General features: G+C 48.7%; 6 protein-coding genes. 3 read left to right on the forward strand and 3 right to left on the reverse strand.

Translation table 11 applies throughout. The features are described from left to right. Positions 1 to 6: 6 nt before the first annotated feature. Positions 7 to 1,083 (reverse strand): DUF1573 domain-containing protein, encoded by a 1,077-nt coding sequence (locus L6472_RS03025; RefSeq protein ID WP_237807074.1) that lies wholly within the window; start codon positions 1,081 to 1,083, stop codon positions 7 to 9. Continuing rightward, complete coding sequence (locus tag L6472_RS03030) at positions 1,080 to 6,515, reverse strand: alpha-2-macroglobulin family protein (protein ID WP_237807076.1); 5,436 nt, start codon at positions 6,513 to 6,515, stop codon at positions 1,080 to 1,082. The genes L6472_RS03025 and L6472_RS03030 overlap by 4 nt, the downstream gene beginning before the upstream one ends. A 229-nt stretch (positions 6,516 to 6,744) precedes the next feature. Between L6472_RS03030 and clpB the strand changes: the two genes are divergently transcribed. From clpB to L6472_RS03045, 3 genes are all read left to right on the forward strand, one after another. After that, on the forward strand, positions 6,745 to 9,252 hold the full coding sequence (clpB, locus tag L6472_RS03035; protein ID WP_237807078.1) for an ATP-dependent chaperone ClpB: 2,508 nt from the start codon (positions 6,745 to 6,747) through the stop codon (positions 9,250 to 9,252). Positions 9,253 to 9,350: 98 nt separating this feature from the next. Continuing rightward, positions 9,351 to 11,966 (forward strand): DUF5686 family protein, encoded by a 2,616-nt coding sequence (locus L6472_RS03040; RefSeq protein WP_237807080.1) that lies wholly within the window; start codon positions 9,351 to 9,353, stop codon positions 11,964 to 11,966. A 49-nt stretch (positions 11,967 to 12,015) separates the two neighbouring features. Beyond that, positions 12,016 to 13,344, forward strand: a complete 1,329-nt coding sequence (locus L6472_RS03045; RefSeq protein ID WP_237807082.1) for an inositol-3-phosphate synthase — start codon at positions 12,016 to 12,018, stop codon at positions 13,342 to 13,344. A gap of 102 nt (positions 13,345 to 13,446) precedes the next feature. Here L6472_RS03045 and L6472_RS03050 read toward each other — a convergent pair whose 3' ends face one another. Then, a complete protein-coding gene (locus L6472_RS03050) occupies positions 13,447 to 15,015 on the reverse strand; it encodes a M6 family metalloprotease domain-containing protein (protein ID WP_237807084.1) in 1,569 nt (522 codons plus the stop codon). Between the last annotated feature and the right edge of the window lie 3 nt (positions 15,016 to 15,018).

Raw genomic sequence — 15,018 nt, forward strand, 5'->3', positions numbered from 1 at the left:
TCTTTTTTATTTGTAGTTGATGCTGATGACCACCTTTGCGTGGTCAGGATCATTGGTAATCATGAGAATACGTGGTCTTGAACGAACCTTCTTCAGATCGTTGGGATAGACCTTGGCTTTCAGCGTGGCAACTTCGCCTGGTTGCAGCTCACTCTTGTTGAGTTGCACCTTCACACCTTTGGTGAAAAGCTGCATAGATGAAATCTTGAGTGGCGTGCGCCCCTGATTGGTGATGGTGATGACTCCGCGTTTATGCTTGGCATCCAGTGTCAACTGGTTGGCAGAGAGCTGCATCTTGGGTGCATACTGCTTGTTGTTGCCGTCGAACTTCGACATGTCGGGCAGCAGAACCACCGATACGGGAATCTCAATTTCAGAGCGAATAGACTCGCCCAAGGTGCTGGCCAAATAGACTGACGTCTGGGTAAGTCCCATGCCATAGACCTTCTGACTGTTCAACGTGACAATCATCTTGCCAGTGCGGTAGGGACTTAGCTTTTCGGGGATGGCCTTTGCTGAGAGGTATGGAGGCAGATGAAGCATGTTGGGCGTGATGGTAGAACTGCTGTTGTTGTAGATGTTGAACTCAGCCTGACGGACATCGCCCTTGTTCACATCGTCGAACTCCAGATTGTTGACGTCTGCACGCAGTCCGTTCAGGTCGTAGGGGTATTTTTCTGCCATGTTCTCGGCAGTGGGTTCGGCAAGGACGATGCCTTTCATCTTCAGATAGACAGGCTTTATTTCCGTCTTTGCAGAGCGGCCACTGGTCTTGCAATAGACAGCAATCTGCTTGTTGAAATGACCAAGCATGCGGGCATCGTAGGTCATCGAGATGGTGAACTTCTCGCCTGAAGATATGCTCTTCTTGGGCCATACCGTCTTGGTGCAGCCGCAGTCGGCTTTGACATCGGTGATGACAATACTCTTGGGCCCTTTGTATTTAAGTTCAAAGGTGCCGGTGATGGGCACTTCATAGGCAGTCTTGCCTACGTCAATGGTTGACTTGCTGATGGTCAGTTTCTGTGCCTGAGCGGTGAATGCTGTCAGGCAACACAGAGTGAGGGTCAGTATCTTTTTCATTTTACGATGATGGTTTCTGATGCTGTTTGGCCGCGGAACTCAGGCGCATAGGCGCATCCTGCTGTGAGGGCGCCTGTCTCGTAAGTGCCGAGGCGGTCGATATAGTATTCTGTCTCGATGACGTGCTTGCCTTTTGGCAGGCGGTCGAAGTAATAATGGGTGGCATTGTCCTTGGGTGCGCAATAGTAACCATTGCGGAAACCACTGAGCTGGTTGACGGGTTCCATGCAGGCTGCGCGCTTGTCGATGACCTCTACGAAGTCGAAGTCGCGCGCGGCATTGATGGTGATGCGCACCTTGATGCGGTCGCCAACCTTCAGAGGCTGATGACCAATGAGTTCGCGCTTCACGCTGATCTCGCTGCTACCCGGCTGAATGCTGGTGGTGGGCTGCATGAACTGCGCATAGACTGCGCCCCAACTGGTACCGGCAGATGTCTTCTCGGCAGTGAATGTCTGTTGGCCATGATAGTCGTGAGAAACTTTCACATAGCCTAATCCTGCGGTGGCTTTTGAGTGATCCAACAATTTCTCGTCAACCCTCAGCGTGGTGGGCATGCTTGGACTGTCGAGAATGCCCTGGTTGTCTTGGGCGTTCAAGAACGCATAGATGGCATTAACGCTGTTGATTGGCGTGTCCCAAGCCTGTGTGCGCTTCTGCTGCAGGAGCCAGCGGCGCATCTGGTCGATGGTCGTTGTGTCGGCAGGCGTGAGCTTCTGCAAAGCTTCGATGACAGCCACCTGAGTAGGAATGCGATAGTCGCGCCATGAATAGCCAGCACGGGGCGTGTCGTAGTAGCGGCCCATGTCTTCCTTATACACGGTGTACTCCTTGAGACTCTTGATGTAGGCAGGTGCGTTGAGGATGATGGCTGCAAGCGCTTTCTCGTAGATGCTCTGGCTCTTGACGTCCTTCTTCAACAGTTTCTTGAGGTAGCTCTGTGCCTCTTCAACCTTTGCCGTGGGCTTTCTGCCACTGATTTTCGACATGTAGAGATACTGCAGAGCCTTGAAAGAGGGGAACGACTGGCGATGGCCTTTCTTTTCTTCCTTCTTCATCTCGTCAACCATCTTCAAGATTTCCTGATCCATGAATGTGAACGAGGCTGCCAACATCTTTTTGGTGTCAGCCTGTTCGCCAGCCATCTGGTTCAGTCTAACCAGCATCTCGCTCACCTCAACGGTGATGAAGAATGAGCCATTCATGCCTGGCCACCAGCTCCATGAGCCATTGGCTTTTTGCAAAAGGCTGAGCTGATTGATGGCCGATGTGATGCGGTAGTCCATTAAAGAACTGTCGAAGAAATCGGCCAACTGACGTTTCTGTTCGGTCTCGCTACGGGCATCAGCCACCCAAGGCGTCTCGTTGAGCACCAAGTCCTTCAGCGCTTCGTTCTTCTCGAGTGCACTTGTCAGTGACGTCTCCTCGCCGTTCTCTTGCTTCCAGGTTTCAAAGACGTGCTTGGCTTGTGGGTTCTGCCCCAGTATATGACGTCCCAAGGTGTTGGCATAGAGTGCAGTGGCCTGACAGATGGCGCACTGGTCGTTGGCATGTGCCACGGTGGGCAGGGCCTGAATCATGAGCCATGCAGGATTGTTGGTGTATTCAAAGGTGAGACGAGCCTGTGTGGCATCGGTGGGAATCATGGCAGCAAGATCAATGGTCTTGGTGCCGGGAGCCGTCTGTGTGAAAGGAATGGTGACGGTCATCTGCTCCTTGTTGGGCAGAATGGGGAGGTAGTGCTGTTCGCCGTCGCTGAAGCCTTCGCCAGTGAATGATAACTTTGCTACTACCAAACCTTGGGTTTCGTGGCGGCAAACGTATGGAAAGGTGACGCCAAACGTGGCGTTTGCCGGCACTAAAGTATTGCGGCTGTCGGAGTAAAGCACTTGCATCGTTTCAGGATCGAGCAATTCCAGACGTGCAACACCCTCGATATCATGGTCGCTGGTGTTAAAAATGCGCGCGCTGATGGTGGCCTCGTCGCCCATGCGAATGAAGCGAGGCAGGTTGGGTTGAATCATCACATCTTTCTTGGCCACGGCTTCGCCCTCCAGTAAACCGTATCTCAAGTCTTTGGTGTGGGCCAATCCGATGAAGCGCCATGAGGTGAGACTCTCTGGTAGCGTGAACTTGAGGGTGAAGATGCCGGTGGAGTCGGCCATCATTTGGGGATAGAAGAAGGCGGTCTCCTGTAGGTTCTCGCGCATGGAAACTTGCTCGGTGGCGTGTGCTGCCTGGGACGATTCTTCGCTGCTGGCAGTCTTCTGCTTGATGTCGAGCCCGGCAATGCGACCATTAAGTGTACTGCCCGAACCTGTCACGATATAATTGCTTTCCATGCATTCGTATGTGTCTGCATTGCTATTGACTTTCAAAGGCTCTTCTGCAAGGTGTAAACCACGCTTGAACGGACGTCTGGTGCTGGGATACCACATGCTGGGATAGCAAGAACTGTCGAAATGGCTTAGAGCTAACTCATCGACTTTCAGAGGGTTCAGCTTTCGTGTGGCGTTTCTTCGCACGCTGTATCCCTCGCTGAAACTCCACTCAAGGATGGGCAGTGAGTAGTTGGTGTAGGGCATGAAGTTCCAGTTGTGCATGGCAAGTTGGTCAAGACTCTTGTCGAAAAGTGTTGCCATGAGTTGGATGCCGTCTGCTGATGTAGGCTCTACCTTCAGCGTCCATTCTTCTTGCTGACCAGGAGTGAGCCTGTCTCGGAAGGTCTCCCACGTCATGTTCAGCTTCTTGTCTTCTGTCGGACGCAGAATAGAGAAATTGTATCTATAGACAAGGCCGTCTTTAACCCAGACGTAGCTCAGTGAAAGTCCGTCGCCATATTCTGGTTTGTAGGTCAGCTTGCGGTTGATAAGTGCGTTAGACTTATCGACAGATCCTTGCTCAATGATACCGATGCCCGATGCTATGGTGTAGATGATGTGTACGTCCTTAGCAGAAGAGCCAATCTGAAGGGTGACGGGTGTGCCGTCGTTCGGAAACTGACCGTCGGAGAGATAGAACCACTCATCGGTCTCTTCTGCTGGCTTCTTGTCGTTGAGCGAGAACACGATAAAGGATTTTTCTATGATCTCATCTTCGTATTCGGCTCTCAGCGTGTGCTTACCGCTCTTCAATCGGGGCAGAATGATGGGAGCACAGGTCTCTATGGTCTTCCATTTCCCTCTATCCAACTGATAGCGAACCTTACGTATGAGGTCGTTGCCAGCGGCATTCTTCAGGTGCAATGTGGGCTTTTGCATCTTCTCGATTAAAAGTTTGTCTTCGATATCGATGCTTAGTGCCGTCTTGCGATTGCCGAGAGGGACGGAGAGTTCACCGTGATGCGTCTCGCCAGCCATGTCTGTAACGTCGGCCGTGACAATGAAATTGCAGAACAACGGATGTTCGGTAGCTGGCATCACCAGAGGCATTCTTACCTCAAAATGGCCATTGGCATCGGTCGTTGATTCGCCAGTGAGGATGGTCTCGTCTTGTATGTCGTTGCCAAACCGCATGCTGCTCCAATAGGCCATGTCAGCAAACCACCACCATGCGCGGCGGCGTTCTACGCGATAGGTCACATGGGCATTCTGAACAGGTATGCCAGCATAGCTCTTGGCAGTGGCTTTGATGGTCAGAGTGTCGCCCGCTTTGTAGTCTTGCTCCACTTTCGGAAACTCTACTTGGAAGGTGGGACGCTTGTATTCTTCAACTCGGAAATAATGATACTCATTGCCTATACGAATATGATAGTTACCTGTCAGGCCCTTAACGGGCAGGTTGAAGTCGGCACTGACTGTGCCAAAGGCATCGGTGACGAGCTGTTTCTCGGTCAAAACGCGATGGTTGGCGTCATAGAGAGTGACAGTGACCTGCTTGTTGGCTGCCGCCCGTTGGTCGTTGTGCTGGTTGACATGATAGATAATGGCAGCCATGTGAACCTTCTGCCCAGGGCGATAGATGGCGCGATCGGTCATGATTGCTGTTTTGTCGCCTTCGTATTCGTATTCTTGATAATCGTACAGACGGTTTAAAAAGGGGCAGGGACAGAAACGGTCGTCTTTGGTTGAAGCAAAAACCTTGGTGTCGTAGGCATCGTTGGCTTGCTTGAAATGGTAGTAACATTCGCCTTGTGCATTGGTGGTGAGCGTCGTTGACTGCTCTTTGGTGATCAGACGCACGGAGGCTCCAGTGATGGGTTGGCCTGTTGTGGCATTGACAACCACAAAGCGCATTCTGTTGTTGGGCTGACCTTGCGAAAGTAAACGGACGTCGCTCACGAAGTAAAGAATACGGGCGTTTGCGGTTTGGGGCTGTGAATTAAACTCTATCAGGTAAACGCCAGCAGGCAGACCAGGAAGTGTGACGGTGTCATTCTGTAGCTCGTAATCCTTCCAATCGGTATAGTTGCGTGTCTCGTTAAATGGCGTAGCCGTGAGAAGAGGCTTGATTTTTTCGTAGTCTTGGGTATTGTTGGGGGTCAAAGAAATGTCTCCGTTGGCATTTACCTTGTAGATATGCATTGCCAACTGATTGATGCCTCTCAGGTTTTTGATGGTAATCTTCTGTTCGCGGTTTGGAATAAAGATATGTTTGTCAACGTTGACGGTGAACTGTTCTCGTGTGAGGTTCATGCGAGCATTGCGCAGTTCGTTCATGCGGGGCCAGCTCCCCCAGCGCTGAAGGGCTTTGTCGATGTAGGCAATGCGGTCGGAGACTTCTGCGTTGCGCATCTGCTGGTAGCGGCTGATGGCTGCTTCGCCACAAACATCCAAGTCGCCATAGAGCGCCATTAGTGAGTCGAGTTGTTCAATAGTGGCACCCTTGATTGCTGTAAGAAGTTGCGCCTTGCGGTTGGTGGTTGTCAGATAGTACTTGTGGAGAACCTTTGTCTGGTCTGTTTCATAGCCTATCACACTCAGCAGGTCGTCGTCAAAGAAACGACTGTCTTTCTCTTTAATAATAAAAGGAGTGTAGCCTGTGACCTTTGTTGCGGCTAATATAGCAGGGTGGGAAAGTGCCTTCTCGCGATAGTATGCCGCTTGTTGACGGGCTTCGTCGAAAGACAACGCATTGTTCTCGTATATTGAAACGAGCACTGCATCATAGACGGCCTGTAGCGCCCAGTTGCCTTCTGCCTTCTGTTCGCATGCCTCCAGACGCTCAATGGCTGACTTGAGCGAGTCGGTCGAGATAGCTGTCAATGCTTTTGCTGCCGAAAGTTCGGCTTTCAGCAGATGCCCATAGTCCTTTTCTCTTTCTGCTTTCTTGGCAATCTTTTGCAAGATAGTGATCTGTGTGCGTGGCAGATCTTTATCCTCTGCATCGTTGACCTGTTTCCAAAGAGTGTTGTATGTCTGTTTGGACTGGGCGTATAAACAATTAGTTGATGCCATCAGCAAGATGGCTGCAATCATTATATACTTCTTCATTGTAGCTTACATTTTGAGCAAAGTTACAAATAAATATTGAGACAAAAGGGGATTGTGCCATTAAAAAAAGAAAGTTTAACGAAATAGGACCGTTGCTTGTATGATGCAATGTGCTGTTTGTCAATGACAAATTGTCATACTCGCTTGCCGTTTTGTCTGTATTTTGCCTTGGGCATGCAGTTTGAGGAACTTGGGTAGAACGAATTAATTAATTGGAAAGGAGAATATTATGACGCTTGAAAAGTTTACAATCAAAGCACAGGAGACAGTTCAGCAGGCTGTGAATATAGCCCGTAAGAACAGTCAACAGTCCATTGAGCCCATTCACTTGTTGAGGGCTCTGATGGATAAAGCGCAGGACATCACCAATTTTGTATTTCAGAAGTTGGGTGTCAATGTGCAGCAATTAGAGGTGTTGACTTCGCAAGAACTCCAGCATTTGGCTCGTGTGCAGGGTGGAGATCCCTATCTTTCAAACGATAGTCAAAAGGTTTTGCAGAAGGCTGAAGACCTTTCGCGCGAAATGGGCGATGAGTATGTGTCTTGTGAACCCATGCTTCTGGCACTGTTAATCGTTAACTCAACGGTTAGTCGCATGCTGAAAGATACCGGTGCCAACGAGAAAGACATGCGGCAGGCCATCCTGGAACTGCGTCGTGGACAGAAAGTGCAGAGCCAAAGTGCAGACGATAACTATCAGTCGCTGGAGAAGTATGCCAAGAATTTGGTGGACTTGGCACGTGCTGGGAAGCTTGACCCAGTGATTGGCCGAGATGATGAGATTCGCCGTGTGCTGCAGATTCTCTCGCGTAGAACGAAGAATAATCCTATTTTAATAGGCGAACCTGGAACGGGTAAAACCGCTATCGTAGAGGGATTGGCTCAGCGCATCGTTCGTGGTGATGTGCCAGAGAACCTGAAAGACAAGCAACTCTTCTCGCTTGATATGGGCGCACTGGTAGCTGGCGCTAAATATAAAGGTGAGTTCGAGGAGCGACTAAAGAGCGTGATCAATGAGGTGACGGCGTCAGAAGGACGTATCATCCTCTTTATTGATGAGATTCATACACTCGTAGGAGCTGGTAAGGGTGAAGGTGCCATGGATGCAGCCAATATCTTGAAGCCTGCACTGGCACGTGGAGAACTGCGTTCAATTGGTGCCACGACCTTGAATGAATATCAGAAATATTTCGAGAAGGACAAGGCATTGGAGCGTCGATTCCAGACAGTGATGGTTGATGAACCTGATGAACTTTCGGCAATCTCGATCCTTCGTGGCCTGAAAGAACGCTATGAGAACCACCACAAGGTGCGTATCCAAGACGATGCTTGTATTGCGGCGGTACAACTCTCGGAACGATACATCACAGAACGTTTCCTTCCAGATAAGGCTATCGACTTGATGGACGAGGCTGCGGCTAAATTGCGCATGGAACGCGACTCGGTACCAGAAGAGCTGGACGAGATAATGCGTCGCTTGGCTCAGCTGGAGATTGAGCGAGAAGCTATCAAACGTGAAGGCGATCAGCCCAAAATAGCTCAGTTGGATAAAGAGATAGCAGAGCTAAAAGAGCAAGAAACTCGGTTCCGCGCCAAGTGGGAAGGCGAGCGCCAGCTCATCAACAAGATCCAGCAGGACAAGCAAGAGATGGAAAACTTGAAGTTGGAAGCTGAGCGTGCTGAACGAGAGGGTGATTATGGTAAAGTCGCTGAGATTCGATACTCAAAGCTAAAGGCCTTGGAGGATGATATCTTAGCTATTCAGGGGCAGCTGTCAAATGCTCAAGGCGGCAACTCGTTGGTGCGTGAAGAGGTCACAGCCGATGATATTGCTGAGGTGGTGAGCCGCTGGACGGGCATTCCTGTGACTCGCATGATGCAGAGCGAACGTGAAAAGCTGCTGCATTTGGAGGAAGAATTGCATAAGCGCGTGATTGGTCAGGAGGAGGCTATCACGGCGGTAAGCGATGCAGTGCGTCGTTCAAGAGCAGGACTGCAAGACCCCAAGCGACCGATTGCTTCATTTATTTTCCTGGGTACAACGGGTGTCGGAAAGACGGAACTGGCAAAGGCATTGGCAGAATACCTGTTCAATGACGAGACCATGATGACACGTATCGACATGTCGGAGTATCAAGAGAAGCACACTGTCAGCCGCCTTATTGGTGCGCCTCCGGGATATGTCGGTTATGACGAGGGCGGACAGCTGACCGAAGCAGTGCGTCGCAAACCTTATAGTGTGGTGCTTTTCGACGAGATTGAGAAGGCTCATCCTGATGTGTTCAACATCCTGCTGCAGGTGTTGGACGATGGAAGGCTGACCGATAACAAGGGACGTACTGCCGATTTCAAGAACACAATTATTATAATGACGAGCAATGCCACGCGCGAACAGCTTCGACAGAACATGCGTCCCGAGTTCTTGAATCGTATTGACGAGATTATCACCTTCCAACAACTGTCGAAAGAGGAAATCGCTCAGGTGGTTCGTCTGCAACTTGGACGAGTGCAGAAGATGCTGGAGCCACAAGGATTCCAACTGCAGGTCAGCGATCATGCTGTGGCATGGCTGGCTGAAGAGGGTTATGATCCTGACTTTGGAGCTCGCCCTGTGAAGCGTGCTATCCAGCAATATCTGCTCAATGACTTGTCGAAGAGAATACTTGCAGATGAAATTGACCGGACCAAACCAATAGTAGTTGATGAGTTCGGCGAAGGATTGGTATTTCATAACTAAAAAAGAAGTTTGTTTTTCTGAAAAAAATAAAAAAGGATACTTTCTGTGATAGAAAAGTTTTGCGCAAAGTGAATTAATTGCTAACTTTGCCGCACCGTATGAAAAGGATAACACAAGAATTAAGAATGTCAGCCATCTTGCTCATGATGCTGATGCTGATGGTAGCTGTTGAAACACAGGCTCAAATTACAGGACACGTAGTAGATGCCACTAATGGTCAGCCTGTTTCAATGGCTAGCATCATTTATCGTAGCAATAAGGTGGCTGTTCGCGCTGATAGCTTGGGATGTTTTAGTATTGAACGTCATCATGGGTGGCGTCTGACGGTCAGCGCTGTTGGTTATAATCCCAAAGTGATAAATATAGATAGTAAGACGCCTGCAACTCTTATTGTTCGTTTGAAGCCTAACTCAAAAGTGCTTGAGGAGGTGACGGTCAGCTCGAAGAAAAGGTCAAAGTATAGTCGAAAGAATAATCCTGCCGTGGAGTTGATGAAGAAAGTGATTGCGGCAAGGAAAAAGACAGATATCAAAACTCACGACTATTACCAGTATAATAACTATCAGAAGATCATGTTCGGACTGAATGATCTGAAGTTAGATACACTCGAGTCGAAGTTGTTTCAGCGTCATCCTTGGTTGCTTAATCAGGTGGAAGTGAGTGCTTACAATAACAAACTCATCTTGCCGCTCTCGGTCGATGAGAAGGTTACGCAAGAAATCTACCGTCGCGACCCGCATACAGAGAAAAGTATTATCAAAGGAGAGACATCAACGGGCGTCAACGACCTGTTTCAGACGGGCGACATCATCAACCAAGTACTGACCGAATGTTTCACGGATATTGATATTTACGAGGATGATATCCGCCTGTTCCAATATCCCTTTACCAGTCCTATCGGGAAAGACGCTATTTCTTTTTACCGCTATTACATTACAGATACAACGATGGTTGGTACTGATCGCTGTATCCAGTTAGACTTTACACCAAATAATCAACAGGACTTTGGCTTCCGTGGACGTTTGTTTGTGCTTGACGATTCAAGCTATCAGGTGAAACGTTGCGAACTGACTATTCCCAAGACCAGCAGCGTGAACTGGGTTGAGAATATGCAGAGCATACAAGAATACACCAAGCAGCCGAATGGCGACTGGGTGCTCACGGTCGATGATATGATGGTAGAGCTCTATCTCTCTAAGCTATTATCGAAGTTTATTGTCGTACGTACGACGCGCCATAGCGACTATGATTTCACAGAGGTGCCCCGCCAATTGTTGAGAGGCAAGAAGAAAATACTAAAGGATGCCTATGCCGAAATGCAGGATGATGATTTCTGGGCAAAATACCGTCAGGTGGAACTGACAAAGAGTGAAAGCTCAATGGATAGCTTTGTTAAGAACCTGCAGCAACTCAAAGGATTTAAGTATGCCATCTTTGCCCTAAGAGCACTTGTGGAGAACTTTGTGGATACAGGTACCAAAGAACACCCCTCGAAAGTGGATATCGGTCCTATCAACACGATCGTCTCGCAGAATTTCTATGATAAGTGGCGTCTGCGTGCCTCTGCCCAGACAACTGCCAATCTGCATCCTCACCTTTTCCTGAAAGGTTACTATGCCCGTGGCATGGAGTCGAACCAGAACTACTACGATGCCCAGCTAACCTATACGTTCAACCGCCCAGGTTATCTGCCTCGAGAGTTCCCTCGTAAAGCATTATACGTAGAGTCAATGCGCGATGTGATGCTGGCAAGCGATAAGTTTATTCAGACGGACAAAGATAATCTGTTCACCTCGCTGAAGTTTGCTGAGATGGACAAAATGTTCCTTTACAACAGACAGCAGGTGGGCGTTGACTATGAAATGGAGTGGGGACTGAAACTCTTCGGTAATGTGAAAACCGAGAAGTTGCAGCCTATTGGCAACTTGTCGTTCACAACACTTCATGACATGGATGATCCTACACAGTATTATAAGCAGCCAAAGATGACGGGATTGGGTCGCCAGTCCCTGCGCTATACGGAGGCTACCGTTGGGTTCCGACTGGCTCCAGGCGAGACTTTTATCAACACCAAACAGCACCGTTGGCCACTTTCTCTTGATGCACCCGTGTTCCGTTTGCAGCACACGATGGGCTTTGATGGCGTGTTAGGGGGACAATATCGTTACAACTTCACTGAGGGTGAGTTCTATAAGCGCTTCTGGTTGCCCATGAACTGGGGAAAGTTTGGCGTCAGAACCAAGTTCGGTGCCCAGTGGAATCAAGTACCTTATCCCTTGCTGATCATGCCTGTGGCCAACTTAGGCTATGTGCTTGAGGACGAGACATTCAACTTGATTAATAATATGGAGTTCCTGAATGACCGTTACATCTCCGTGATGGCCGACTGGGATTTAAATGGTAAACTGTTTAATCGCATTCCTTTCCTCAAGCGACTGAAGTGGCGTGAGTTTATCAGTGCTAAGATGTTGTGGGGTAGTTTGTCTGACAAGAATAATCCTTTCTTGGAAGAAAATCAGTCGAGCGACATCCTGATGATGTTCCCCGATGGCAGTCATGTGATGGATAAGAGCAGACCTTACTGGGAGGTCTCTGTAGGAATACATAACATTTTCAAACTCCTCCATGTGGAGTATATCCGGCGACTCAGCTATAATGAGTTGCCAACTGCTCATAAACAGATTGTGAAATTCACGTTTAGGGCATCGTTCTAAATTGTAGTCAATAGTAAGTAATGTTTATTTAACCAATACAAACAAAACAATGAAACAATCAACTGTAAAGCCTGCCGAGGGTAAACTCGGCATCATGGTTGTGGGAAATGGTGCTGTCGCCACAACATTCATGACTGGTGTTCTGATGGCCCGCAAAGGACTGACCAAGCCCATCGGCTCGATGACGCAATACGACAAGATGCGCGTCGGCCGTGGTGCAGATGCAAAGTATCTGAAGTATGATGAGATTGTGCCAATGGCAAAGCTCGATGACATCGTGTTTGGCTGTTGGGATGTCTATCCTCAGAATGCTTTTCAGAGTGCCATGTATTGCGAAGTCCTTAAAGAGAAGGACATTATGCCAGTACGTGACGAGCTCGAAAAGATTGTCCCGATGCCTGCCGCCTTCGATAAGAACTATGCCAAAAGACTTGACGGTGACAACGTGAAGGACTGCAAGACACGTTGGGAGATGGTGGAACAGTTGCGTGAAGACATCCGCAACTTCAAGGCAGCCAACAACTGTGCACGTATTGTGGTGCTCTGGGCTGCTTCAACTGAGATCTATGTGCCAGTCTATGAGCCAGTACACGGAACGCTCGAAGCACTTGAAAAGGCGATGAAGGCCGATGATCGCGAACACGTTGCTCCCTCTATGTGTTATGCTTATGCAGCGCTGACCGAGGGTGCTCCATTCATTATGGGCGCTCCAAACACCACTGTCGATATTCCTGCAATGTGGGAACTGGCAGAAAAGACCAAGATGCCTATTGCCGGTAAAGACTTTAAGACTGGCCAGACATTGGTGAAGAGTGGCTTCTCGCCCATCATCGGAACACGCTGTCTGGGACTGAGCGGATGGTTCTCGACCAACATTTTGGGTAATCGCGATGGTCTTGTGCTCGACGAACCAGCCAACTTCCGTACGAAGGAGGTCTCAAAACTGTCAACGCTTGAGACCATTCTGCGTCCTGATCTGCAACCTGATCTCTACGGACACGGCAACGATGAGGATACGCAGTATTATCATAAGGTGCGCATCAACTATTATCCTCCACGTAATGACAATAAGGAAGGCTGGGATAATATCGACATCTTTGGTTGGATGGGCTATCCCATGCAGATTAAAATCAACTTCCTCTGTCGCGACTCCATCCTGGCAGCACCACTCTGCCTGGACCTCTGTCTGCTGACCGACTTGGCTGCTCGTGCTGGTCGTTATGGCATTCAACGCTTCCTCAGCTTCTTCCTGAAGAGCCCAATGCATGACTATACAAAAGGTGAACTCCCCGTCAACCACCTCTATCAGCAATATACGATGCTGAAAAATGCCATCCGTGAGATGGGAGGCTATGAGGCCGACGAAGAGCTTGACTGATGAATATCAAAAGATAGCCCGCTGTTTAATGGCAGCAGGCTATCTTTTTTATGTCCTTATAGTAACGATAGGTACTAACTTAGGTTCTGTATATACTGAGGCCTATCTTATGAATTTTATTATTTCTCCATTCTCTTTCCTGATGATAAAAATCCCCTTCTTGCCCGTTTGATGGCGTATAGTGCCGTCAAGCTGATAGCAAAGGGCTGGGTTACGACTGGTTTTGGGGTGTTTTACTTCCAGTATTGCTGGGTCTCCCCCCATGAAGTTAAAAGAGATGAGGCCCTCTTCCGTCATGCGTATGTCCGTGATAGCCTTAGACAACAGCGTCTCGGCAGCAGCGTTCTTGGTAATCATCACGCTGGCAGGAACAGAGGTATTAGTCAGACTGTCATTCCAAGTCGAGGTCGAATCTGTTATACAGGGGTAGGCAGAAGAACTCAGATGATAGTTATTCATATTCCGCTTGTTTCGGTAAGGACTACGGGCTAAGCCTCTTTGTGTCAATAGTTGATCCCATTCATTGTAGTTCAGGTCGTCGGCATTCACAAGTTCGTAGTGCAGTTGGCCTTTTGTGTTGTTTACGGTATTTCCTGCCCATTCGATGGGAAGGTAATAGACGTGATAAATCACCAGTCCTTTCCCTGGCAATCCTGCATCCCATCCTTCCCATTGCCTGTTTTCCAACAGGTAGAACTCGTTGTCCGAATGGCTGATTTTGTAGCACTCACCACCTTGCGAAACAGGTTTCAAGTTGACGATGCTTGTCGGATTGGTCAACTCAATAGGCTTGGCCCATCCCAGCAGCATCTTCAGCATGGGAGAGTAGTTGGGCGGGCACCATCCGTAGTTTGTGAAGTTGCCACCGTCCATCAGGTCCCATTCATCGACGGCAGTATACTGCCAAAGATTCACAGGGTAAAGGTCGGGTAATCCCAAAAAGTGGCTGTATTCATGACAAATAGTGCCTAAGCCGTAAGAAACATTGTTAGGCCATATCTCTCCGCTGCAAGTATAGTCTGAAAGTTGATAGCCGCTTTTTGTGGTAATGGTGGTGTCTAAAAAGCTGGTGTGTGGCCAGATGTGGCCCCAGCATAAGGGACTATTGATATTGCCACTGGTGCCTGCATATACAAAGATGACTTGCTCTATGCTTTTGTCGCCGTTCCAGTCATATTGACTAAAATCCAAGTCTGCATTCTCTGCCACAAAAGCATTCAGGGCTTCTCCTAAGGCTTCTTTATTATAGTCTTTGGTGTTTTCTGTCGGGTTCTTTCTGCCTTGTGCTTTCTGTGAAACCTCATAAGGACCAAAGACGTCGAATTTTAGGTTTAATAAGCCATTCGACTGTTCACGGAAATAGTCGGCAATACAACCTTTGCCATCACGCTCGTTGAAGCCATGAGCATTAAAAAGCGAGTCGTAATAGGCTTTGGTGTGTTTCTGGGTGAAATAGGTAGAGTCGCCTTTGAAGTTCAAAAGCACTACCGGGTGTTTATACACACGAGTGGAATCCCAATCCTTTTTGATAGGAGGAAGCTTCTTTCTTGCACGGTGCTGATGCGTTGCTTCTGTATCGAAGTCTGGCATACAGCCACCTCTCTCAACGTTCTGCGCCGTGAGAAGAAGGGGAAAAATTGCCCCTATCAAAAAGGCGGGAATCCTTTTCATGTG

Source organism: Prevotella sp. E13-17, assembly GCF_022024035.1.
Lineage (GTDB): Bacteria > Bacteroidota > Bacteroidia > Bacteroidales > Bacteroidaceae > Prevotella.

Coding starts and splice junctions, on each gene's coding strand:
- clpB (WP_237807078.1), top strand. CDS start 6,745: ATGACGCTTGAAAAGTTTACAATCAAAGCACAGGAGACAGTTCAGCAG.
- L6472_RS03050 (WP_237807084.1), bottom strand. CDS start 15,015: ATGAAAAGGATTCCCGCCTTTTTGATAGGGGCAATTTTTCCCCTTCTT.
- L6472_RS03040 (WP_237807080.1), top strand. CDS start 9,351: ATGAAAAGGATAACACAAGAATTAAGAATGTCAGCCATCTTGCTCATG.
- L6472_RS03030 (WP_237807076.1), bottom strand. CDS start 6,515: ATGAAGAAGTATATAATGATTGCAGCCATCTTGCTGATGGCATCAACT.
- L6472_RS03025 (WP_237807074.1), bottom strand. CDS start 1,083: ATGAAAAAGATACTGACCCTCACTCTGTGTTGCCTGACAGCATTCACC.
- L6472_RS03045 (WP_237807082.1), top strand. CDS start 12,016: ATGAAACAATCAACTGTAAAGCCTGCCGAGGGTAAACTCGGCATCATG.